Origin of the sequence: Sulfuritalea sp. (assembly GCF_031426875.1) — a bacterium.
Taxonomy (GTDB): Bacteria; Pseudomonadota; Gammaproteobacteria; order Burkholderiales; family Rhodocyclaceae; genus Sulfuritalea.
In genome coordinates, this window is the sequence record NZ_JASJPC010000031.1 from 41,699 (window position 1) to 63,862 (window position 22,164).

A 22,164-nucleotide genomic window follows, 5' to 3' on the forward strand; every position below is an offset into this window, starting at 1 on the left:
AGCGATGCGCCGCCGCGATTTTCTTGCCGCCACGGCATCCGCCGCCGCGCTTGCCGCCTGCGGTGCCAAACCTACGCCGCCGCTGCCGCCGGGCACGCTCTCCGGAGCGAACGACATGCTCGGCCATCGCCTGCGCCGGCCCGACTTCCCGGCGCCGACGGAAACCCGGCGCACCACGGTGGCCATCGTCGGCGGCGGCATCGGCGGGCTCTCGGCGGCCTGGAAGCTGGCGCGCGCCGGCTGCGACGACTTCCTGCTGCTGGAAATGGAAAACGAGCCCGGCGGCAATTCGCGCGCCGGCGGCAATGACATTTCGGCGCATCCGCTCGGCGCCCACTACCTGCCGCTGCCGCCGCGCGAGGCGCGCGCCACGCGCCAGCTGCTGGCCGAACTCGGCGTGCTGCAGGGCGACCCCGATGCCGCGCATCCGGCCTACGACGAGAAGTATCTGTGCCACGCGCCGCAGGAGCGGCTCTACACCAACGGCTACTGGCAGGACGGCCTGTGGCCGACGCTCGGCGTGCCGGCAGCCGAGCGCGCGCAGTACACCCGCTTCCAGGAACACGTCGCGGAGCTACGCCAGCGCCGCGACCCGGCCGGGCGGCGCGCCTTCGCGCTGCCGCTGGCGCTTTCCAGCCGCGATCCGCAACTGCTGGCGCTGGACCGCATCACCATGCGCGACTGGCTGCTGGGCGAAGGCTACACGGCGCCGGGCCTGTTCTGGCTGGTCGACTACGCCTGCCGCGACGACTACGGCACCGCCGCGGCGCAGACCTCGGCCTGGGCCGGGCTGCATTACTTCGCCTGCCGCGACGGCGAAGGCCAGGTGCTGACCGCGCCCGAAGGCAACGCCTGGCTGGCGCGCGGCCTGGCGCGGGCGGCGGCGGGGCGGGTGCAGCAGAACGCGCTGGCTTTCCGCGTCGAACAGGGGAAGAAGGAAACCACCTGCGACGTCTACCTCGCGGCGGAAAATCGCAGCGTCCGCGTCATTGCCCGCGAACTGATCTGGGCCGCGCCGCTGTTCCTGATCCCGCATGTGTTCGCCGCACCCCGCCCGGAATGGCTGGCGGCGATCCGCGGCGCCGAGTATGCGCCCTGGATAGTCGCCAATCTGACATTGACGGAAGCACCACAGACGCGCGCCGGCCAGCCGCTGGCCTGGGACAATGTGCTGCATGACAGCGCGGCGCTGGGCTACGTGGTCGCCACCCACCAGCAGCTGCGCTACGCGCCGGCACCGACCGTGATCACCTGGTACCGCGCGCTGCACGAGGAAACGGCGGGGCGCCAACACCAACTCTTGCAGAGTCGCGACGCCTGGGCCGCGCAAGTGCTGGCCGACCTGGCGCGGCCGCACCCCGAGATTTGCGAACTGGCGACCCGAATCGACATCCACCGCCATGCCCACGCCATGATCCGGCCGCTGCCCGGACGGCTCTGGGGCGGCACGCGCCGGGATTTCGAGCGAGGCGCAGCCGGCATCCGGTTCGCCCATGCCGACGTGTCCGGCCTGTCGCTGTTCGAGGAGGCCAATTATCGCGGCGTGCTGGCCGCCGAGCGCACGCTGGCACGGCTCGGCGTATCCTTCGCGTCTTCGCTATGAACGGCCTGCACATCCTTGCCGAATTCCACGCCTGCCAGGGCGACCGCCGTCTGCTGCAGGATGCGGCACTGCTGGCCGCGCTGTGCCGCCGGGCCTGCGCCGGCGCCGGGCTGGAAGTGGTCGCCGCGGCCTTCCACCAGTTCCCTGCGGCCGGCGCCACCGGCGCCCTGGTGCTGGCCGAGTCGCACCTGGCGATCCACACCTGGCCGGAACTCGATGCAGCGACCTGCGACCTTTACGTCTGCAACTATAGCCAGGATAATCGCGCTGCCGCGGAGCTGGCCTATGGCGTCCTGTGCGCCGAATTGCAGCCGGAGCGCATCGTGCGGCGCGACGTGGTGCGCGGCAACCCTGAGCAGGATCATGCCGAACCCGGCCTGACTATTTCGGAAAGGACGCAGTGAGCCAGACCCCACCCTGCGGGACGCGCGCAACATCCCGCCGCGCCCTACCCGGCACGCCCATGCCGGCATGACCATGCGGCCGTTCTTCTTTCTGCTGGTGTTCGCCAATCTGGCCTTCTTCGCCTGGGCGCAGGGCTATTTCGGCGCGATAGACGACAGTCGCGAACCCGAACGGCTGGCGCAGCAGTTGCAGGCCGAGAAGCTGCGCATCCTGCCGACCGCGCCGGCGCCGGCGGCCAAGATCGAGGCCATGGCCTGCCAGATCATCAACGGCCTCAGTATGGCCGACGCCGAGGCACTGCAGTCGACCCCGGCCGCCGCCGGCACGGAACTGAAAATCCTGCCGCCGGCCGAGCCGAAAATCCATCGGGTGGCCATTGTCGACCTCGCCAACCAGGCCGTCGCCGAAAGGAAGGCCGCCGAACTGACCCGCTTTGGCGTCACCGAGCAAAAAACCGTGGCGCTGGCGGACGGCCGCCATGAAATCATTCTCGGCAGCTTCGAAACCGAGGCGGCCGCGAACGAATTCCTGCAAGGCCTGACCAAGCGCGGCATCAAGTCCGCACGCGTGGACAGCCGCGACCCGGCGCCGCTGAAAATCCGCGTCGAGGCGCGCGCCCCGGCATCGACCCTGCTGCGGCAACTGCCGCTATTGATCGCGCCCCATGGCAATGCCACGCTGGCTGAATGCGAGAAATGAGCTACGTGGTCGGACTCACCGGCGGCATCGGCAGCGGCAAGAGCGCGGTCGCCGACTTGTTCGCTGAACGCGGCATCCTGGTGGTCGACACCGATGCCGTCGCCCACGCCCTGACCGCTCCCGGCGGCGCCGCGATGCCGGCCATCCGCGCCGAGTTCGGCGAGGCAGTGGCCGCTGCCGACGGCGCCCTGGACCGTGCCGCCATGCGCGCCAGGGTCTTCGCCGACGGGTCGGCGAAGACCCTGGCGCGCAAGCGCCTCGAAGCCATCCTGCACCCCATGATCCGCAGCGAGAGCGAGCGCCTGCTGGCCGCCGATGCGAGCCGCTCGCCCTATGCCATCCTGATGGTGCCGCTGCTGATCGAAGCCGGCAGCTACCGCGAGCGGGTTGACCGCATCGCCGTCGTCGATTGCGCCGAGGCGACCCAGATCGCCCGGGTCATCAGCCGCAACGGCCTGGCCCGGGAAGAAGTGCAGCGCATTCTTGCAGCGCAGGCAACACGCGCCGAGCGCCTGGCCGCCGCCGACGATGTCATCGACAACGATGGCGACCTGGCCGCCCTGCGCCCCCAAATCGAGCGCCTGCATGTGAATTATTTGGCATACGCGCGCAATGTCGGTTGAGGTTTGCACCGAATTGGGTCACAATCCGACGAATTTTCCCCACTCGGCCGGCGTGTGATCACTTACGAATACCCTCTCAGCGAGCGCGTTCGCACGCTATTGCGGCTTGAGGACCTGTTTGACAAGGTCACGCATTTCGCCGCGGCGGAGGGTGCCCTGGAGCACCATGTCGCACTCGTCACCCTGTTCGAGATTCTTGAGGTCGCCGGCCGCGCCGAGCTGAAATTCGACCTGGTGCAGGAACTCGAACGCCAGCGCCAGATTCTTTTGTCATTCCGCAACAATCCCGAGATTTCCGAGGACGCGCTCTCCGGCGCGCTCTATGAAATCGAGCAGGCGAGCACGCTACTGCTGGCGATGCACGGCAAGATCGGCCATTACCTGCGCGAAAACGAATGGCTGATGACCATCAAGAACCGCGCCGCGATCCCCGGCGGCGTCTGCGAATTCGACCTGCCGGGCTACCACTACTGGCGGCATCGCGATTCGGCGCTGCGCCAGCAGGACATCCAGGGCTGGATCGCGCCGATGCTGCCGATCCGCTCCGGCCTGGCGATCGTCCTGCGCCTGCTGCGGGCCTCGGGCCGTTCCGAGCAGCAGACGGCGCAGCGCGGCATTTTCCAGCTGATGCTGGGCGGTCGCAGCGCGCAATTGATCCGCCTGAAAACAGGGCAGGGCGAGCCCTGCCTGCCGGAAATCTCCGCCGGCAAGTTCGCCGTCAACATCCGTTTCCTGCGCCCGGACATGGACCAGCGGCCACGCCAGATCGACTCCACGGTGCATTTCGAACTCACGCTGTGTAACCTTTAGGCACTTTTCAGGACGTTGCAGAACGTCGCACAGCACCCAACAAAGCCCCGCCGTTGCGGGGTTTTTTGTTTCTGGACGTTGCGTAACGTAGCTGGGCAGCGCATACTATTGACGTAGCTAGGAGCGTAGCTAGGCAACAACAACGTAGCTAGGTGGTAATCATGGGCAGACTGACAGACATTGATTTACGGAACTGGATTAGATCCGGCAAGCCGACCGCGAAGGCGGACGGCGAGGGCTTGACCTTCACCCTGTCGGCAAAAGGTACGGCCGCGTGGACGCTGCGCTACTCGCACGGCGGCAAGGCAAAGGAATTGACCCTGGGACGCTATCCCGATATGAGCCTAGCCAAGGCCCGCGAGATCGCCAGCGCGAAGCGGGTTGAGATTCAACAAGGCGTGGACGTGGCAGCGCAGAAGCGACAAGCCGACCAGGCAGCGGCGCAGGCTTGGACGTTCCGCAGGCTGGCGGAGGATTACTTCGACAAGGGCGCAAAGAAGCTGGCGGCAACGACCACCAAGAATCGCGCCCAACAATTGCGCGATTTTGTCTATCCGAAGATCGGACACATTGCGGCGGCGGACGTTACCCCGGCCGATATTGTCGGCATAGTTGAAGCAACGGCCGGCAGATCGCTACACGTTGCGCGGCTGGTCATGGTTGGCATTCGGATGGTTTTCGCTCATGGCATTGCAAGGCACGTTGTCACCACGAACCCCTGCGCCCATATCCGAAGCGAGGCGATCATAGGCGGCGCGCCCGACCAGCGGGAACGGGTCATGCTGACGGATACCGAGATCGCCGAAGTATTCAGGGAGCTACCGACCATAAGCCGGCCCAATGCGCTCATGGTCCGCATTCTGTTGGCAACCGGGGCGCGGATCGGTGAGCTTGTGCAAGCTGAATGGGTACACCTAGACTTTGAGCGGGCAGAGTGGACAATTCCCCCGGAACACTCCAAGACAAAAAGGGGCTTTGTCGTTCCCCTGCCGCCGATGGTTGCCGGCTGGTTTGCCGAGTTGCATTCAATGGCTTTCGAGTCCCGCTATGTCATGCCGATCCGCGCCCGAATGAACGGCAAGGAAGGCGATCTGCATATGGAACCCGTCACCCTGAATGCCGCCCTTGTCACCCTCGCAAAAAAGCTGGGCAAGAAATGCCGCCGATTCACCCCCCACGATCTGCGCTCAACCTGCCGCAGCCACCTGGGAGCGCTGGGTGTGGACGTGCTGATTGCCGAGCGATGCTTGAATCATTCGCTTGGCGGTTTGGTGGCGACCTATGACAAACACGACTACCTGACCGAGCGGCGGCGCGCGCTGGAATTGTGGGCAGCGAAGCTCGCCAGTATCGAGAACGGCGAAGCCTTCAACGTGGTTCAGTTGCGCCGCGCCTGACCCCCGTTTCCGCCCCCGTTTTCCCATGAAAAAACATCCCTACCCCCCTAAAATTGACCGGGACAGCCGGGACAACCGGGACAAATCGCGGAGGCCGTTGCAGCGCAAGGCTTTCCGGCTTTCGATTATGCCAAATGAACCGGGACACAGCCGGGACACGCCGGGACACTCGTTCGCGGGACGTGTCACAACGGCGCAGTTTTCGGCGCGGCGGCAGAATTCCGGCCGGTTTTTCGCCCCGCGCGCCGTCCCGCCAGCGCCGATTTTTCACCCATTCCGCCGACCAGGGGGACCCCATGAATGCGCTTGAAAAACTGTCCCGCGCGGAGGCCGTAATCGACCTGCTGCGCGTCAATCTTGCCGGCGACTTTTGCGCCGACCTGATTACGAACGCCGGCCCCACCCTGATTGAAGCGAAACAGGATTCCGGGGTTGCCGCCTGCGAGTTGGTGGAATACCTGATAAGCGAGGCGCGCCGGGAGATCGCCGCCCGCTTTGCCGACGCGGTAGCCGATTCCCCCGTGTCCGCACCCCTGAAAAGGCCGCGCAAATCGAAGCCTGCCGCCTCGCCCCGCGCGACGGACGGAAAGGAATTGCGCTTGCACAGCGAGACGCGACGCTATACACTCTTACCGTGATAAAGACGTTCCGCCATAAAGGGCTGCAAGCCTTTTTCGAGACGGGCAGCCGCGCAGGAATACAGCCCCATCATGCGCCGCGCCTGAAACGACAATTGACGCGGCTTGACCTTGCCAATGCCCCCGAGGATATGAACGTGCCCGGCTGGAAGCTGCACCCGCTTTCAACCGGCCATTGGTCGGTTTGGGTAAATGGCAACTGGCGATTGACCTTCGCCTTTGAGGGAACGGATGCCGTATTGGTCGATTATCAGGACTACCACTAGGAGCAAAGAGCATGACCCGAATCCACAATCCACCGCACCCCGGCGAAACCCTGCGGGAGGACGTATTGCCAGCGCTGGGCCTGACCGTGACCGATGCCGCCGCGCAGCTTGGCGTGACCCGCGCCGCTCTGTCCCGCGTGCTGAATGGCCGGGCCGCTATTTCGCCGGAAATGTCGCTGCGGCTGGAAGGCTGGCTAGGCGTCGAAAACGGCGGCCGGGCCGATCTGTGGATTTCGCAGCAGGCCGCGTATGACCTGTGGCAAGCGCGCAAGGCCGGAAAGCCGAAGGTCCGCCGCGCCGTGTTGGTGGCGGCATAGGCGCTCCCATGGGCAAGGCATCGCGCCCCCATGCCGAAACGGTAATCGAACTGCTGCGGGAGGATCCCGCCTTCGCTGGTGAATACCTGCGCGCGGCGATGGAACAAGCCGACGAGGCCTGAATCATGGCCGGCCATGAATCATCGCTCAAAGACAAATTCCTATCGCTGGTTTATGGCGGCGAAGGAACCTTGCTTGATTGGGCGCGCGCCGGAAAGCTGACCAGCATTTTGAATGAAAGCGAAATCGCTTGTTTGATTTGCGAGGGCCGCGACACGGGGCCTATGAGACGGGGCGGGGTTATCGGTGAACTTCGATTGGCCGCGCTGCGTGGCGACATTAAGGCGACGCTTTCAGAGTTTGACCTTTGGGGCATTAAACCCAAGCCAACCGGTCCTGCTCAAGAGGGGCAGCTTTATTGCTATATCCATCGCGATGATGCGCGCCGATACTTTGCGCGCATCGGTCTTGACATACCGGCAGGCTGCCCGCTGTGGTGTTGGTTGAACGCAAAGCAAGCCAGCGAGGCGAGCAAGCTGCGACAAGATCAACGCGACAAGGCGGATTACCAGCAAGAATGCTCACGGGTTTGGGGAATAAGCAATGCCTTGTCGATTACAGGGCTGGAGGGGATTACCTATCACCCGGATTTGTTTGCCTGGCGTAGTCGCTACGAAGGCGGCACGCTGGAAAAATGGGCGCGGGAGGTTGCGCCCGATGGCGTGAAAGGCAAGCGCGGCCGGCGCAAGAAATCTGCGCCCGCCTGAAAACAGATTTTCCAAGCCGCCGACTAATTTTATTTGCATAGATCGGCCGCCATGATTTGCCGCACCGGGACACACCGGGGCATTGAAAGGCGAATCATGGAAAACCAAAAGCAAGACCTACCGAGCGCCGGCCGCCTAGCGGCGCTTGAACGCATCCCGGCCGCTGCAAAGCGAATGGGTATCAGCGTTTCCCAAGCGTATCGAGAAATCAAGACCGGCCGCCTTGTGCCGCTGGTCAAGCTTGGCGAACGCGCATCGGCCGTACCTGCCGAATCCGTCGACCGCTGGATAGCTGAACGCATCGCCGAATCGACGCCGCAGCAAGCGGCGAAAGGGGGCGGCCGTGAGTGAGCGCAACTCCAGCGAAGGCGAGAACCTGACCGAAATCGAGGACCATGCCGCGATTGCTGCCGCTTTCTGGCTTGAACAAGCGAACCAGGCAGCAGATAGCGAACTGACCGACAAGGCGCGCGCGCCCGCATCCATTGCGGGATACCAGATCGCGGCGGCGATTCAATACCAAGCGGAACGGCACGTCGACGCGGCGGAGCGCATCGCCGCAGGGTTGCGCGACGTGGCGAGCGCGATCCGCGAAGGCAAGCAAGCGACGGAAGGCGGCGCGCCATGAGCGAATCAGCGAACACCCTGCCGCCCGAATGGAAAGAATGCGCCGCTGATACAGTCCGCGCCCTGGCGGTTGCGCGGCACCTGGCGACGCGGCACGCGACCGAGGAAACGCCGGAATCGGTATTGCTGCCGGCGCTGCTGCTGAGTGTCACCATGACGCGAGCCAGCGCGGCAATCTGCAACCGTATCGAGGGCGTTTATGACGCGCTCGACGGGCTGCGCGAGCCGATGCTGATTGAACGGCTTGCCGGTATCGAAAACGAACTTTACGGGATTCGCAACAGCGCCTGCGATACGTGGGACGCCACGATGCTATCGCCTGGCAAGGGGCGCGGCGATGGCCGGAAATGACTTTATCCGCACCGTCGCCGCTGCCGCCCTGTCTCGTTTCGACCAGGTAGCGGACTGGCTGGGATTGGCGGGCGGCAAGAATCAGGGCCGGGAATTTTTGCCGCTGAATCCGAAGCGCACCGACACCAAGCCGGGCAGTTTCACAATCAACCGCGATAGCGGCGCATGGTCCGACTTTGCGACCGGCGACAAGGGCGGCGACTTGGTGAGCCTGTGCGCGTACTTGAACGGCATCAAGCAAGGCGCGGCGGCGGACAAGCTGGCGGACTTCCTGGGCATCGAAAAGCCGGACGCGGCAAAACGCCCCGCAAGGTCACCGACCGATGCCGGCAAGGGGAAGGTATCGCCCGCGCCCGAATCGCCGCGCGGCGGCGCAGCGGCGGCGGACAGTGCAGACGTTTGCATGATGCCGATACCCGCCGACGCCCCGGCCCCGCCTGCAACGCATTCACGGCACGGCAAACCGTCCCGGCGCTGGGCATACCCCACGGCGGACGGCGCGGTGAACTTTTATCATGATCGCTACGAACCCAAGACCGAAGGCGAGCGCAAGCAATTTTCCCCGGTTTCCTTGTGGCGAACCCCGGCCGGCCGGCTGGAATGGCGCTACAAGGCACCGCCCGCGCCCCGCCCGCTGTACGGCTTGCCGAGTCTGAGCAAGCCCCGCGCGGCGGTGCTGACCGAAGGCGAAAAGGCGGCGGACGCTGCGGCGCTGCTGTTGCCGGATCATCCGGTATTGACCTGGCAGGGCGGCGCGCAAGCCGTGAGCAAGGCGGATTTTTCCGCGCTGCGCGGCCGTGAGGTTTGGCTATGGCCGGACAACGACGAAGCCGGCGAAAAGGCCGCCCGCGATCTGCTGACGGCGCTACACGCGGCCGGCGCGGGACCGATCAAGCGGTTTGACCTGGCAGCACTCGGACAAACCGCCAGCGAGGAAAACGGCGCGGCGATCCTGATCGAAGGCCCGCCGATGGCGACCGGCGACGATGCCGCCGACCTGGCGGCGCGGGGTTGGACGGCGGCGCATATGGCGCTGATTGTGAGCCGGCCCGATGCGCTGATTCCCTGCGATCCGCCCCCGGCAATAGTTGGCGCTGGCGACACGGCGACGCAGGCACCGAACGCGGACACCAAGCGCAGCGACGCGCCGGCCGGCGGATTCCGCCTGACCGACAAGGGGGTTTATCACGTCAAGGATGATGCTGAACGCTGGATATGTTCGCCCTTGTCCGTGGTGGCGATGGTCCGCGATCCGCAGAACGCGGGCTGGGGACTGCTGACCGAATTTGCCGACCCTGACCGCAACCCGCACCGGATCATCATTCCGATGCAGTTGTTTCGCGGCGACGGCGCGGAGGTTGCCGGCCTGCTGTTGGATCGCGGTTTGAAGATCGCACCACGGGCGCGCCCGATGTTGATTGAATACCTGCAAACGGCGCGCAGCAACAAGCGGGCGCGGATCACCGGGCGCACCGGCTGGCACGAATCGACCAGCGCGGCGGACGGCAAGCCCGGCGCGGTATTCGTCCTGCCGAATGAGGCTATCGGCGCGGGGCGCGATGAATGGATATTCGATTCGGAAAGCCCGGCAACGACATTTACGACACGCGGCACCGTCAAGGGCTGGCAACAGGAAGTTGCTGCGCGATGCCGTGGAAATTCCCGCCTGCTATTCACCGTGTCGGTTGCATTCGCCGCGCCGCTGCTGCACCTGACCGGCAGCGAGGGCGGCGGCTTTCACCTGCGCGGCAACAGCAGCGACGGCAAGACAACCGCGCTGCGGGTTGCCGCCAGCGTATGCGGCGGCCGGGACTATATGCAGACCTGGCGGAACACGGATAACGCGCTGGAAACCACGGCGCAGCAGCATTGCGACGCGCTGCTATTGCTAGACGAAATCGCGCAGGTCGACGCGCGAGCGGCCGGCGAGTGCGTCTATATGCTGGCGAACGGCGGGGCCAAGGGCCGCGCGCAGCGCATGGGCGGACTACGGGCGCGCGCAAGCTGGCGCGTGCTGTTCCTGAGCGCGGGCGAAATCGGGCTATTGGAGCAGATGAGCGAGGCCGGCAAATCGCCAAGGGCGGGACAGGATGCGCGTTTGGCGGAGATTCCCGCCGATGCCGGCAAGGGGCTGGGCATCTTTGAAAACTTGCACGGCTACCAGGGCGGCGCGGAGTTTTCCAAGGCGCTCACGGACGCGGCGCGGACAAACTACGGCGGCCCGTTTCTGGCGTACCTGGCGGAACTGGTCAAGCATCAATCCGGGGTAGCGGACACAGTGAAAGAGGCGCAGCGGAAATTCCAGGCCGCATGCCTGACCATTGAGGCGCACGGGCAGGCGCGGCGGGTTGCGGATCGCTTCGCCCTTGTCGGCGCTGCCGGTGAACTGGCTACCAAGTGGGGGCTTACCGGATGGGAGCCCGGCGAGAGCATGACGGCGGCAAGGAACTGTTTTGACGCATGGAAGGCACGGCGCGGCGGCGAAGGGAATGCGGAGGAACGCGCGGCGCTGGCGGCAGTGCGGGAATTCCTGCGGCGCTATGGTGAATCGAGCTTTACCGAATGGGACCGGCCGCCGAACAAAGACGATCATGCGCCCGTGCGATCCGACCGCAGCGGGTACAGAAAGCACGACGTCGCCGAAGATGCGGTGCACTTCTATATCTTCAACGAGGTTTGGCGCGCCCGCGTCTGCAAGGGATTCGACGCGGCGGCCGTGGGGCGCTTGCTGGTCAAGCGGGGATTTGCCGAGGAAGGCACGGAACCGGATCGCCCCTGGCTGGTCCGCCCGATCATTCCGACTGAGGGCCGACCGCGCGTGGTGCATATCCTGCCGGCGCTGCTGAGTGGCGATGATGATTGATTGGGACGCGCTGCTACCTGCTGCACCGCCAGCGACCCAAGCGACCGGCGCACCCCGGCCGGAACAGGTGCCCGCGCCCCCGACCGCCGACGCATCAAGCGGCGGCATCACCCCGCCCTGGCGGGACGGCGACAACCGGCGACGCTGCACCGACTGCGGCAACCTGAACGAGCGCGGGCTATGCCTGGCGGCGCACCGTGGCGAGATCGTAGCGAGCCGCAGCTATACCCCGATCCGCGAACTATTGCGGCGCTGCGAAGGATTCAGACCGCTGCCGGATGATCCCGACCAGCGCACCGCCTGGGACAGATGGGGAACGATTTACGGCAACCCGGCAACCCCGGCCGCCGCGTCGCCAGCGCCGACTTTTGAGGGCGAACGCGGGAAAGATGCGACGCTGTGACACGTCCCGCGAACGAGTGTCCCGGCTTGTCCCGGTTGTGTCCCGGTTCATTTGGCATAATCGAAAGACGGGAAACCTTGCGCTGCAATGCTTTCGGCGATTTGTCCCGGTTGTCCCGGTTGTCCCGGTCAAATTCTAGGGGGTCAAGATGATTCGCCTTGCGAAAACCGGCGCGCGGAGGGGGCGCGGAGTGGATTGTTTTGCGCGTGCCATACCGTTGCGTTGCGCCTGTCATGCAGCAGGAAAACAGGCAACACCGTTGCGGTGTTGCGGGTCCTCCCTGGGCTTTCAAGCTTGGGGGTCATTGCGAGCGCGCAATACGTCCAGGCCGTGACGGTTGCACATAGGCAACCCGCCAAAGCAAGGCAATACCGACCGGCTTAATCAGGGGCGCACCATGCAGACAGAACAAACACCCGACGCGGACGATTATCGAGGCATCCCGGCCCGCGCCCTGCGAACCAGGCGCGCCCAATTTCTTGCCGAGGCGGATCGGCTTTTCCCCTGGCAAGCATGGGTGGACATGATCGAACCGCACTACCCAAAGCGCGGCAAAGGCCGGCCGCCCTATCCGCTGCCAGCGCTGCTGCGCCTGTACCTGCTGCAACAATGGTTCAACCTGTCCGACCTGGCGGCGCAGGAAGTGGCGACCGATTCCGTAGCGGTGCGGCATTTCATGGGGCTGCCCCTGACCTGGGACAAGACCGCGCCCGATGAATCAACCCTGCTGAACTTCCGCCGACTGCTGACCCGGCGCGGGCTGGCGGCGCAGATCGCCGCCGACGCATCGGCCGCCCTGGCGTGCCAAGGTTGGAAGCTGCGCCCCGGCGAGGTTGCGGAGGCCGGGCTATCCGCGGTCCGCCCCTGATACTTGCGGGTCCTTCCTGGGCTTCCGTCGCACGGGTAATGCGAACCCCGGCCGCGCGCTAGTTTCAAAATCTCTACAAGGGGGGTTGTGAAATACGGGAGGGGGAGGGGGTATAAAATCTCTAGGGCTTCAAGTATCAGGACCGTGCAGGTAATCAAATTTTTGTGCGCGGAGGTTTCAAGGGGAGGGGGGGTAAAAATCTCTGCATCCCCAAGACACTAGACCGGCTGGTTATCCCCGTGCGCAGCGCCGCGTAATTCGATAGGGGGTGGGTATCAAGCCCAGCGGCCCTATTTGACGTAGCTAGGCACGTAGCTAGAACAAGGATAGAGACATGCAACCCCAAGCGCCGCAAGGCTTTCCGCCGATTCTTAGGATTACGCTGTGCAACCTGTAAGACCTGCATCGCCCCGCGCCGTCAACTGCCCCCGCTGCGGCAAGCCGGTCGAATGGGTGGCCGAGAACCGCTATCGGCCATTCTGCTCGGCGCGCTGCAAGGGCGCCGACCTCGGCGCCTGGGCCTCGGATAGCTACCGCATCGAGGCGACCGAAGAGCCGCACCCCGAAGACCCGTCCGAGTAGATCGAACTCCTGCGGGGCCGTTGTAGGGCCGGCTTCAGCCGGCCAGGGGTGGATGGCGGACTGAAGTCCGCCCTACAAGTCCGCCCTACAGTCCGCCCTACAGTCCGCCCTGCGATCCGTCCTGCGGTTTGCCCCACGCGCTACTTTGGGACGCTGCTCCGCCTTCCCAAGCGGCGCGTATCGCCGCGATGCCGTGGGCGCCGGCGCGCCGTGCCATATCCATATCGGCACGCGCCAAGCCGCCCAGGGCAAAAGTTGGCAATGGCGGCACGCCGAGCGCGGCGGAAAACTTCTCCCAGCCGATGCCGGCGACGCCGGGATGGCTGGCCGTGGCCCGCACCGGACCGAACACCGCAAAGTCGCAGCCCAGCTGCGCCGCCCGGTCGAGTTCGGCGGCGGTATGGCAGGACGCCGCGACCAGCGCAAAGTCGGGGCGCAAGGTGCGCGCCGCCAGTTGCGCGGCCGGCAGGTGCAGGCCGTCGGCCCCGGCCGCCGCGGCCAGGCCCGCGTCGTCATTGACCAGCACCCGCGCGCCGTATTGATGGCAGAGGTCGACTGCGGCATGGACGAAGGCCGCGCGGCGCCCCGCGTCGAGCCGGGGTTCGCGCAATTGCACCAGCTTGAGGCCCGCCTCCAGCGCCTGCGCCAGTGCCAGCAACTGGGCGTCGATGCCGATCTCGCCGGCATGGCTGATGGCGTAGAAATCGGGCAGGGCCAAGGCGGCCAGCACCGGCGCGTTGGCCGGCAGCATCGGTGAAACGCTCAGGCCGTCGGCGCGCTGCCAGGACAGTGCGCTATGCACATGGTCGTGCAGCTCGCCGCGCCATTCGCGCACGCGAAAAAAATTCAGCCGCACATGGGCGTGTTCATAGACATGCTCGCGGCGCAGCCAGGGGTCGGCGCGCAGCACCGCGATGCCGAGTTCCTCGGCGAGTTCGCGCAGCAGGGCCTGATGCGGCGTTTCGCCCGGCTCGACCTTGCCGCCGGGGAATTCCCAGTAACCGGGGTAGAAAGTGCCGGGGGAGCGCTGGCCGAGCAGGAATTCGATTCCGCCATCGGCCGCCTGCCGTTCGATGACGGCGGCGGCGACTTCAGTCAGCTTCACGTCGCGTCGCCGGGCCGCCCCAAGGCGCGACCTTCAACATTGGGGAGCGCAGCGAACAACCGTCACCCCCTTCCCGCGGAAGGGGGCTGGGGGGTAGGTCTTTTCCTGGCGTGACGCCCGGCATAGTCGCGGGCGAACTGCCAGGCGACGCGGCCGCTGCGCGAGCCGCGCATCAGCGTCCATTGCAGCGCCTCGCCGCGCGCGGCTTCGATCTGCTCGGGTGCCATGCCGAATTCGGCCAGCCAGTGGGCGCAGATCTCCAGGTAATGATCCTGGCCGAAGGGATAGAAGGACAGCCAGAGGCCGAAGCGCTCGGACAGCGAGACCTTCTCCTCGGTGGTCTCGCCGGGATGGATGTCGCCGTCGGCGTTGTACTTGGTTTCGAGGTTCTCCGACATCTTTTCCGGCATCAGGTGGCGGCGATTCGACGTGGCATAGACCAGCAGGTTGTCGGGCATACCGGTGATCGAGCCGTCGAGAATGCTCTTCATCGCCTTGTAGCCGGGCTCGCCGGATTCGAAGGAGAGGTCGTCGCAGAAAATGATGAAGCGCTCGCGGCGCCCGGCGATCAGGTCGACGATCTCCGGCAGGTGCACCAAGTCGTCCTTGTCGACTTCGATCAGGCGCAGTCCCTTGGCGGCGAACTGGTTCAGCACGGCCTTGACCAGCGAGCTCTTGCCGGTGCCGCGCGCGCCGGTCAGCAGCACGTTGTTGGCGCTGCGCCTGGCGACGAACTGTTTGGTGTTCTGCGCGATGCGCAGCTTCTGGTCCTCGACGCCCTGCAGGTCCTCGAAGCGGATGCGGTGCGGATGCTGGACCGCCTCGAGCCAGCCGCGGCCGGCGCGGGTGCGCCAGCGGTAGGCGCTGGCCGACCAGTCGGTGGCCGGCAGGGGCGGCGGCAGGATCGCCTCGATGCGATCGAACAGCGCGTCGAGGCGTTCGATCAGGGGAGTGACAACGCGGGTCAGGTCGGACATCGGGTAAGCTTGCGGGCTCGTGAAAGCATGGCACTTTAGCAGATTCATGTTTCGATTCTTTGCCGCCCTGATCGTCCTGCTGGCCGTCACCGGCTGTGCGCCAAGCCCGGTCAAACCCGAGCCGCGCGCCGAAGCCTGTCCGGCGCCGCAAGCCTGTCCGGCCTGCCCGGTGTGCCCGGTCGTGGAACCGCCCAAGCCCGCCGAAAAACCGCTGCAGCCGGCTGACTGGAACGATCTGCCGGGCTGGGTCGAAGACGACCCCGGCGCCGCCTTCGCCGCCCTGGTCGCCAGTTGCCGCAGCCTGGAACGCCAGGAGCAATGGAAGCCGGTCTGCAGTTCGGCGCGGGAACTGGAGGACAAATCCGCGCCGGCCCTGCGCGCCTGGTTCGAGGCGCAATTCCGCCCCTGGGCGCTGGTCAACCCGGATGGCACGCGCAATGGCCTGATCACCGGTTATTACGAACCCATCCTCAAGGGCAGCCGCCGGCAAGCGCGCGGCTACGCGCATCCGGTATTCGGCCCGCCCGAGGACATGATCGTCGTCGAGCTGGCGCAGCTCTACCCCGAGCTCAAGCACCTGCGCCTGCGCGGACGCCTCGAAGGGCGCAAGCTGATTCCCTACTACTCGCGCAGCGAATGGACACCGCAGGAGAGCAAGCGCTCACCCGAGGCGCTGCTGTGGATAGACGACCCGATCGACTTGTTCTTCATGCAGATCCAGGGCTCGGGCCAGGTGCAGCTCAGCGACGGCAGCCGCGTGCGCCTGAACTACGCCGACCAGAACGGCCATCCCTACCGGTCGATCGGGCGCTGGCTGATCGACCGTGGTGAGCTGAAACCCGAACAGGCCTCGATGCAGGGCATCAAGGCCTGGGCCAGGACCAACCCCGCGCGCCTGGCGGAACTGCTCAATGCCAACCCGAGCCTGGTGTTCTTCCGCGAACTGCCAGTCGAAGGCAGCGGGCCGCAGGGCGCGATGGGCCTGGCTCTGACGCCGGAACGCTCGCTCGCCGTCGATCCGCGCCATGTGCCGCTGGGCGCGCCGATATGGCTCGCCACCACGATGCCATATAGCGAGCGAGCGCTCAACCGCCTGATGCTGGGGCAGGATACCGGCGGCGCCATACGCGGCGTGGTACGGGCGGATTTCTTTTGGGGCAGCGGCGTGGAGGCCGGCAGCCAGGCCGGGAAAATGCGCCAGCAGGGACGCATGTGGGTGCTGATGCCGCGTGCCTATCAGCCCGCGGACAGCGCCAACAACGCACCAAAATAGACGCCGACCGATATTTGCCGTCGCGCCAGCGCCAACTCTCACCATTGCGGTGCAGAAGCTTGGTCATCAGCACCGCAATGGTGCGCTCTCCGCCGCACGAATTGTCCAACGCTATGATTCATCAGCAATTCGCTGCCGGGAATGCTCATTGCTTTCATGCTTCTAATTCGTGCTTTCGACCTTTTGGAGCCCCACAATGGAGAATTTGAAAACATCCGCCGACGTGCTGTTCATACTGCTCGGCGCCATCATGATCCTGGCCATGCATGCCGGTTTTGCCTTTCTGGAACTGGGCACGGTGCGCAGGAAGAACCAGATCAATGCGCTGGTGAAGATCCTGGTCGATTTTTCCGTATCGACCCTGGCCTACTTCTTCATCGGCTACAGCATCGCCTACGGCGTCAATTTCTTCGCCGGCGCCGAGACGCTGGCGCAGAAGAGCGGCTTCGAACTGACCAAGTTCTTCTTCCTGCTGACCTTCGCCGCGGCGATCCCGGCGATCGTCTCCGGCGGCATCGCCGAACGCGCCCGCTTCAACCCGCAACTGGCGGCCACCTTCCTGCTGGTCGGCTTCGTCTATCCCTTCTTCGAGGGCATCGCCTGGAATCAGGCCTACGGCATCCAGGCCTGGCTCAAGGCCAGCTTCGGCGCGGAGTTCCACGACTTCGCCGGCTCGGTGGTGGTGCATGCGGTCGGCGGCTGGATCGGGCTCGCCGCCGTGCTGCTGCTCGGCGCCCGCACCGGCCGCTATCACAAGGACGGCCGCATCGCCGGCGCGCACCCGCCTTCGAGCATTCCCTTCCTTGCCCTCGGTGCCTGGATCCTGACCGTCGGCTGGTTTGGCTTCAACGTCATGAGCGCGCAAACGCTCGACAAGGTTTCCGGCCTGGTGGCGATGAACTCGCTGATGGCCATGGTCGGCGGCACGCTCGCCGCGACGATCGCCGGCAAGAACGACCCCGGCTTCGTGCATAACGGCCCGCTGGCCGGCCTGGTGGCGATCTGCGCCGGTTCCGACCTGATGCATCCGCTCGGTGCGCTGGTCACCGGCGCCATGGCCGGCGGCCTCTTCGTCTGGATGTTCACCCTGACGCAGAACCGCTGGAAGATCGACGACGTGCTCGGCGTCTGGCCGCTGCACGGCCTGTGCGGCGCCCTGGGCGGCATCGCCGCCGGCATCTTCGGCGCCAAGGCCCTGGGCGGATTGGGCGGCGTCAGTTTCATGTCGCAACTGGTCGGCACCGGTCTCGGCGTGGCCATCGCCTTCAGCGGCGGCTTCATCGTCTATGGCACGCTGAAGAAGATCGTCGGCATACGCCTCGATGCCGAGGAGGAATTCAACGGCGCCGACCTGACCGTGCACAAGATTTCGTCCAGCGCGGAACGGGAGACGCTCTGGTAGTTTTGGCGTATCGCAGACATCTTGAAACGAACCAAGCCCGGCCCTGCCGGGCTTGTTTTTTGGGCATTCGCCTGACGCCTGGTGCGACACCCGAAACGGAATATCTTCCACCGCGCCGCCGCGTTTCGCTTTAAACATATATTTTTTATGTTGCTTTTAGCCGGGCGATCGCATAACATGCATTTTCCGCATAGCTTATAAATTCGCCTTCAACAACGCGCCCCGACCGGCAGCAGCCCGCTCGGCACCTCAGGTGCGCCACCGTACATCCCGCCCGATCATGTCCCTGCCCCGACCCGCCCGGCGCGTCATCGAAATCAAGCCGGTCATCGACCCGGACGCCAAGGTCTACCCGCGCTCGATACAGGGCGTGTTCCAGCGCTGGCGCTGGGGTTTCGTCTGGCTCACGCAACTGGTTTTCTATGGCCTGTGCTGGCTGCCGTGGAACGGCCGGCAAGCGATCCTGTTCGATCTGGAAGCGCGCCGCGCCTATCTGTTCGACCTCGTGCTGTGGCCGCAGGACGCCATCTACCTGGCGCTGCTGCTGATCCTCTGCGCGCTCGCGCTGTTCCTGTTCACCACCGTCGCCGGACGCCTCTGGTGCGGCTACAGTTGCCCGCAGACGGTCTATACGGAATTGTTCCTGTGGATCGAGAAACTCGTCGAAGGCGACCGGCCGCGGCGCATGAAATTCGATGCCGCAGCCTGGTCGCCGCGCAAGCTGCGCATCAAGGCCACCAAGCATGCGCTCTGGCTGCTGGTCGGGCTGTGGACCGGCATCAGCTTCGTCGGCTATTTCACGCCTATCCGCGAACTGACGCAGGACCTCGCCACGCTTTCGCTGGGCCCCTGGGAAAGTTTCTGGGTGCTGTTCTACGGCTTCGCGACCTACGGCAATGCCGGCTTCCTGCGCGAACAGATGTGCATCTACATCTGCCCCTACGCCCAGTTCCAGTTCGTCATGTTCGACCGCGACACCCTGCTGATCGCCTACGACAAGGAGCGCGGCGAGCCGCGCGGCAGCCGCGCCAAGGAGGTCGACGCCAAGGCTGCCGGCCTCGGCGACTGCATCGACTGCAGCATCTGCGTGCAGGTCTGCCCGACCGGCATCGACATCCGCAACGGCCTCCAGCTCGAATGCATAGGCTGCGCGGCCTGCATCGACGCCTGCGACCAGGTGATGGACAAGATGAACTACCCGCGCGGCCTGATCCGCTACGCGACCGAGAACGCGGTGCAAGAGCGCCTGCCGCGCCGCGACATCATCCGCCGCGCACTGCGCCCGCGCGTGCTGACCTATTTGCTGATCTTCGTCACCGCCACCTCGGCGACGGCCTGGTCGCTGCTGACGCGGCCGCCGCTCAAGGTCGACATCATCCGCGACCGGACCACGCTGTCGCGCGAGGCGGCCGACGGCAGCATAGAAAACGTGTTCCGCTTGCGCGTGATCAACGCCAGCGAGCAGGCGCACAGCTACACGGTGCGCGCCGACGGCCTGCCCACGCTGAGTTTTGCGCAGCCCGCGCAGATCAGCGTCGGCCCCGCCGCGACCGGCGACGCGACGCTGATCCTCAGGGTCGATCCGGGCGCGGTGCGCATGGGCACGCACCAAATCCGCCTGACCGTAACGGATGCCGCCGACCCCGGCGTTTCGAGAACCGAAGCGACGAAATTCTTCGTGCCATAGTTGGCGTTGGCGGCACGGCGGCTGGGCTTCCCTGGATGCCCCAGCCGCGGCAATGCGGCCGATCTGTGCGATGATTCACCCCATAGTCAAACGGCATCGGGGCGCATGGCACAGCCGGAACAACAAGCACGGGAGGAAATCGACCGCCTGCTGAGGGCCGCCGGCTGGCGCGTGTGCGACCTGGCCGAGGCCAACATCCACGCCGCGCGCGGCGTCGCCCTGCGCGAGTTTCCGCTCGAATCCGGCTTCGGCTTTGCCGACTACCTGCTCTACGTCGACGGCAAGGCCGCCGGCGTGATCGAGGCCAAGAAGCAGGGCGCCACGCTAAGCGGCGTCGAATTCCAGTCTGGCCGCTACGCGCAAGGCCTGCCCGCCGCGCTGCCGGCCTGGCGCCGGCCGCTGCCCTTCCTCTACGAATCGACGGGCATCGAAACCCACTTCACCAACGGCCTCGATCCCGAGCCGCGCGCGCGGCCCGTATTCGCCTTCCACACTCCGGAGATGCTGGGCGAATGGCTACGCTACATCCGGGAAAGCGCCACAGGATCGAATATCGCCGGCAGTTACGCCAATGAGCCAGCGCCAACTTTCCTCGCCCGCATGCGGCAAATGCCGGTGCTGATCGAAGACGGCCTCTGGCCGGCGCAGGTCACGGCCGTGAAGAACCTCCAAGCCAATGGTGCGATCACATGACTGCGGGCAATCCGGAATTCCTCTTTTCGGTTGGACTAATCGATGATTCGGCATTGTTCGCTGCGCTGTTCTCTGCCGGGGCTCTCACAGAAACATTTGTGTCTGACTTCGCGACAACAACCGGGAAGGGCACGGATCGCCTCAACGGCTTTCAATTCTCACGGAGGGCGAACCAAGAGTTTGCCGTAGCGTCCGCTAAGTGTGCGAGCAGTCAGTATCGGTTCGCTCCGTACCTTGAGAATCTCAAGACGAAGGGTCGCAACAAGGCACCGCGGTTGATAGGCATACCAACGGTACGCGATCGTGTAGTGTTGCATCAACTCAATCGATTTCTAGCTGCGATTTTTCCGGATCGTGTTCCAAAGAACGTTGCGAGCACCTATGTGAGAGCCATTGCCATGGATCTGAAATTGAGGTCGCCCACAGATACATGGGTTTGCGGGACAGACATAAAGACTTTCTACGACTCTATCCAGCAGGATCGACTACTAAAAGTATTGGGACGCAGAATCAAGTGCAGCGAAGCGTTGCGTCTTGTCGAGCGAGCGCTTATTACTCCAACTGTCCCCAAAAACACTCGAAAAAAATACCACAACGATTTTCGTCCGAAGAAGGGTGTGCCTCAGGGATTGTCAATCTCCAACATCCTGGCGGCGATCTATATGCAGGAAGTGGACGATGCCATGCAGTCTATGGAGATTACCTATTTTCGGTACGTGGACGACGTGTTGATGTATGGCAGCAGTGAAGCGGTGCACAGCGCATATCGTTCCTTGCGTGCGCGATCCTCGCGGCGAGGATTGTCGTTGCACCCTTTAAGCTCTGGCAAGAGCCACATTGGTCCTTTATCAGATTCGTTTGGCTACCTCGGATACATTTTTCGTTGGCCAGTTATCACGGTTCGCGAGTCAACGATCGAGCGCTTTCTCCAGTCAGTTGCAGCGAAGTTCAGTGACTACACGCACAACAAGACTCGACGGCTAGACCGTAGAAAGTACCTCACAGAGGATCGCCTGGCTGAGATATTCCTGCTGGAGTTAAACGAACGGATTACCGGAGCGATAAGTGAGAAGAAGCGCTACGGTTGGATTGCGTACTTCAATCAGATTACAGACCTATCACTATTGCACCGGCTTGATCGAGCTATAGCAGTTATGTTTGACCGCTTGGCCGACTTCGGGCACAAGTCACCAATAGGATTGCGCAAACTTAGTCGCGCCTACTACGAAATAAAATTCAATCCAAGTGGCGGGTATATTCGCAACTACGACGTAATCACCACGCGGGCGGAGAAGTTGGAATTGCTTGAAGTGCGTGGCCGCGTAGGTCCAGAAGAGCATCTGACTGACGAGCAAATCAATGATCGTTACGATGCGTACCTGCGCCGCGTTCTCTCAGAAATGCATGCTGACGAGGGTGTTCTTTATGGCTGATGAAGCTATCATGTGGGCGCGGGCGATGCCTACCGCAGTTGCGGTACCTCTCAAGGCCCTCGGCATTGAGAGCGGAAGTGCTCCATACCTTGCGAAAGCTAGGGTCGGCGCGAAATGTGTCGATACCTTCTCAAGGGCACGGGTAACGTGGCTGCTTGGGAAGAGGATATGACGATCTAAACAGACATCGCCTGCATCTACGATCATGACAAGCATCACCAACTTTCTGGAAGAGCTACGTACTGCAGCTTGGCGTACCGAAGGTGCTCGATTCAATGCTGCTCGCCGACTGAAACGGCGGGACTGGTTTGCGACATTCAGTCACTGCTGTCCGGCTAAATCGCGAACAGATTCAATTGGTTGTTGATGATACTG

25 protein-coding genes are annotated in these 22,164 nt (G+C 64.4%); 23 read left to right on the top strand and 2 right to left on the bottom strand.

The window, feature by feature from the left end:
• Positions 1-4: 4 nt before the first annotated feature.
• From RMO95_RS14495 to RMO95_RS14575, 17 genes are all read left to right on the top strand, one after another.
• On the top strand, positions 5-1,603 hold the full coding sequence (locus RMO95_RS14495) for an NAD(P)/FAD-dependent oxidoreductase (RefSeq protein WP_310451354.1): 1,599 nt from the start codon (positions 5-7) through the stop codon (positions 1,601-1,603).
• Positions 1,600-2,007 (top strand): adenosylmethionine decarboxylase, encoded by a 408-nt coding sequence (speD, locus tag RMO95_RS14500; protein ID WP_310451355.1) that lies wholly within the window; start codon positions 1,600-1,602, stop codon positions 2,005-2,007. Before RMO95_RS14495 ends, speD begins: the two co-directional genes overlap by 4 nt.
• A gap of 67 nt (positions 2,008-2,074) precedes the next feature.
• The gene (locus tag RMO95_RS14505; protein WP_310451356.1) at positions 2,075-2,707 is read left to right on the top strand and encodes a hypothetical protein; all 633 of its coding nucleotides are present in this window, start codon (positions 2,075-2,077) and stop codon (positions 2,705-2,707) included.
• A complete protein-coding gene (gene coaE, locus RMO95_RS14510; protein ID WP_310451357.1) occupies positions 2,704-3,330 on the top strand; it encodes a dephospho-CoA kinase in 627 nt (208 codons plus the stop codon). Before RMO95_RS14505 ends, coaE begins: the two co-directional genes overlap by 4 nt.
• A gap of 54 nt (positions 3,331-3,384) precedes the next feature.
• Positions 3,385-4,140 carry a cell division protein ZapD gene (gene zapD / locus RMO95_RS14515; protein ID WP_310451358.1) on the top strand — a complete coding sequence of 252 codons (756 nt, stop codon included), beginning with the start codon at positions 3,385-3,387 and terminating at the stop codon, positions 4,138-4,140.
• A gap of 161 nt (positions 4,141-4,301) precedes the next feature.
• Complete coding sequence (locus RMO95_RS14520) at positions 4,302-5,537, top strand: tyrosine-type recombinase/integrase (protein ID WP_310451359.1); 1,236 nt, start codon at positions 4,302-4,304, stop codon at positions 5,535-5,537.
• Positions 5,538-5,833: 296 nt separating this feature from the next.
• Complete coding sequence (locus RMO95_RS14525; RefSeq protein ID WP_310451360.1) at positions 5,834-6,175, top strand: hypothetical protein; 342 nt, start codon at positions 5,834-5,836, stop codon at positions 6,173-6,175.
• On the top strand, positions 6,172-6,441 hold the full coding sequence (locus tag RMO95_RS14530; protein ID WP_310451361.1) for a type II toxin-antitoxin system RelE/ParE family toxin: 270 nt from the start codon (positions 6,172-6,174) through the stop codon (positions 6,439-6,441). Before RMO95_RS14525 ends, RMO95_RS14530 begins: the two co-directional genes overlap by 4 nt.
• Before the next feature lie 11 nt (positions 6,442-6,452).
• Complete coding sequence (locus tag RMO95_RS14535; protein ID WP_310451362.1) at positions 6,453-6,758, top strand: HigA family addiction module antitoxin; 306 nt, start codon at positions 6,453-6,455, stop codon at positions 6,756-6,758.
• A 125-nt stretch (positions 6,759-6,883) separates the two neighbouring features.
• A complete protein-coding gene (locus RMO95_RS14540; protein ID WP_310451363.1) occupies positions 6,884-7,525 on the top strand; it encodes a hypothetical protein in 642 nt (213 codons plus the stop codon).
• 96 nt (positions 7,526-7,621) lie between these two features.
• Positions 7,622-7,876, top strand: coding sequence for a hypothetical protein (locus RMO95_RS14545; RefSeq protein WP_310451364.1), 255 nt, complete (start codon positions 7,622-7,624; stop codon positions 7,874-7,876).
• Positions 7,869-8,153 carry a hypothetical protein gene (locus RMO95_RS14550; protein ID WP_310451365.1) on the top strand — a complete coding sequence of 95 codons (285 nt, stop codon included), beginning with the start codon at positions 7,869-7,871 and terminating at the stop codon, positions 8,151-8,153. Before RMO95_RS14545 ends, RMO95_RS14550 begins: the two co-directional genes overlap by 8 nt.
• Positions 8,150-8,503 carry a hypothetical protein gene (locus RMO95_RS14555; RefSeq protein WP_310451366.1) on the top strand — a complete coding sequence of 118 codons (354 nt, stop codon included), beginning with the start codon at positions 8,150-8,152 and terminating at the stop codon, positions 8,501-8,503. Before RMO95_RS14550 ends, RMO95_RS14555 begins: the two co-directional genes overlap by 4 nt.
• The gene (locus RMO95_RS14560; RefSeq protein WP_310451367.1) at positions 8,490-11,366 is read left to right on the top strand and encodes a DUF927 domain-containing protein; all 2,877 of its coding nucleotides are present in this window, start codon (positions 8,490-8,492) and stop codon (positions 11,364-11,366) included. The genes RMO95_RS14555 and RMO95_RS14560 overlap by 14 nt, the downstream gene beginning before the upstream one ends.
• Positions 11,356-11,769 (top strand): hypothetical protein, encoded by a 414-nt coding sequence (locus RMO95_RS14565; protein ID WP_310451368.1) that lies wholly within the window; start codon positions 11,356-11,358, stop codon positions 11,767-11,769. The genes RMO95_RS14560 and RMO95_RS14565 overlap by 11 nt, the downstream gene beginning before the upstream one ends.
• A gap of 523 nt (positions 11,770-12,292) precedes the next feature.
• A complete protein-coding gene (locus RMO95_RS14570) occupies positions 12,293-12,637 on the top strand; it encodes a transposase (RefSeq protein WP_310451369.1) in 345 nt (114 codons plus the stop codon).
• Positions 12,638-13,021: 384 nt separating this feature from the next.
• Positions 13,022-13,219 (top strand): DNA gyrase inhibitor YacG, encoded by a 198-nt coding sequence (locus RMO95_RS14575; RefSeq protein WP_310451370.1) that lies wholly within the window; start codon positions 13,022-13,024, stop codon positions 13,217-13,219.
• Positions 13,220-13,316: 97 nt separating this feature from the next.
• Here RMO95_RS14575 and RMO95_RS14580 read toward each other — a convergent pair whose 3' ends face one another.
• Positions 13,317-14,324 carry a Nudix family hydrolase gene (locus tag RMO95_RS14580; RefSeq protein WP_310451371.1) on the bottom strand — a complete coding sequence of 336 codons (1,008 nt, stop codon included), beginning with the start codon at positions 14,322-14,324 and terminating at the stop codon, positions 13,317-13,319.
• A gap of 62 nt (positions 14,325-14,386) precedes the next feature.
• Positions 14,387-15,301: an ATP-binding protein gene (locus RMO95_RS14585; RefSeq protein ID WP_310451377.1), complete on the bottom strand. Its 915-nt coding sequence runs from the start codon at positions 15,299-15,301 to the stop codon at positions 14,387-14,389.
• A 46-nt stretch (positions 15,302-15,347) separates the two neighbouring features.
• Between RMO95_RS14585 and RMO95_RS14590 the strand changes: the two genes are divergently transcribed.
• The 6 genes from RMO95_RS14590 to RMO95_RS23130 all read left to right on the top strand — a co-directional run bounded on the left by RMO95_RS14590 (position 15,348) and on the right by RMO95_RS23130 (position 22,156).
• A complete protein-coding gene (locus RMO95_RS14590; protein WP_310451372.1) occupies positions 15,348-16,574 on the top strand; it encodes a murein transglycosylase A in 1,227 nt (408 codons plus the stop codon).
• A 196-nt stretch (positions 16,575-16,770) separates the two neighbouring features.
• Entirely contained in the window at positions 16,771-17,976 is a 1,206-nt protein-coding gene (locus tag RMO95_RS14595) for an ammonium transporter (protein ID WP_310451373.1), read from the top strand.
• 280 nt (positions 17,977-18,256) lie between these two features.
• Positions 18,257-19,663, top strand: a complete 1,407-nt coding sequence (gene ccoG, locus RMO95_RS14600) for a cytochrome c oxidase accessory protein CcoG (RefSeq protein WP_310451374.1) — start codon at positions 18,257-18,259, stop codon at positions 19,661-19,663.
• A gap of 105 nt (positions 19,664-19,768) precedes the next feature.
• Positions 19,769-20,356, top strand: coding sequence for a type I restriction endonuclease (locus RMO95_RS14605; protein WP_310451375.1), 588 nt, complete (start codon positions 19,769-19,771; stop codon positions 20,354-20,356).
• Positions 20,353-21,789 (top strand): reverse transcriptase domain-containing protein, encoded by a 1,437-nt coding sequence (locus RMO95_RS14610; RefSeq protein WP_310451376.1) that lies wholly within the window; start codon positions 20,353-20,355, stop codon positions 21,787-21,789. Before RMO95_RS14605 ends, RMO95_RS14610 begins: the two co-directional genes overlap by 4 nt.
• A gap of 205 nt (positions 21,790-21,994) precedes the next feature.
• Entirely contained in the window at positions 21,995-22,156 is a 162-nt protein-coding gene (locus RMO95_RS23130; protein ID WP_409574965.1) for a hypothetical protein, read from the top strand.
• The last annotated feature ends 8 nt before the right edge of the window (positions 22,157-22,164 follow it).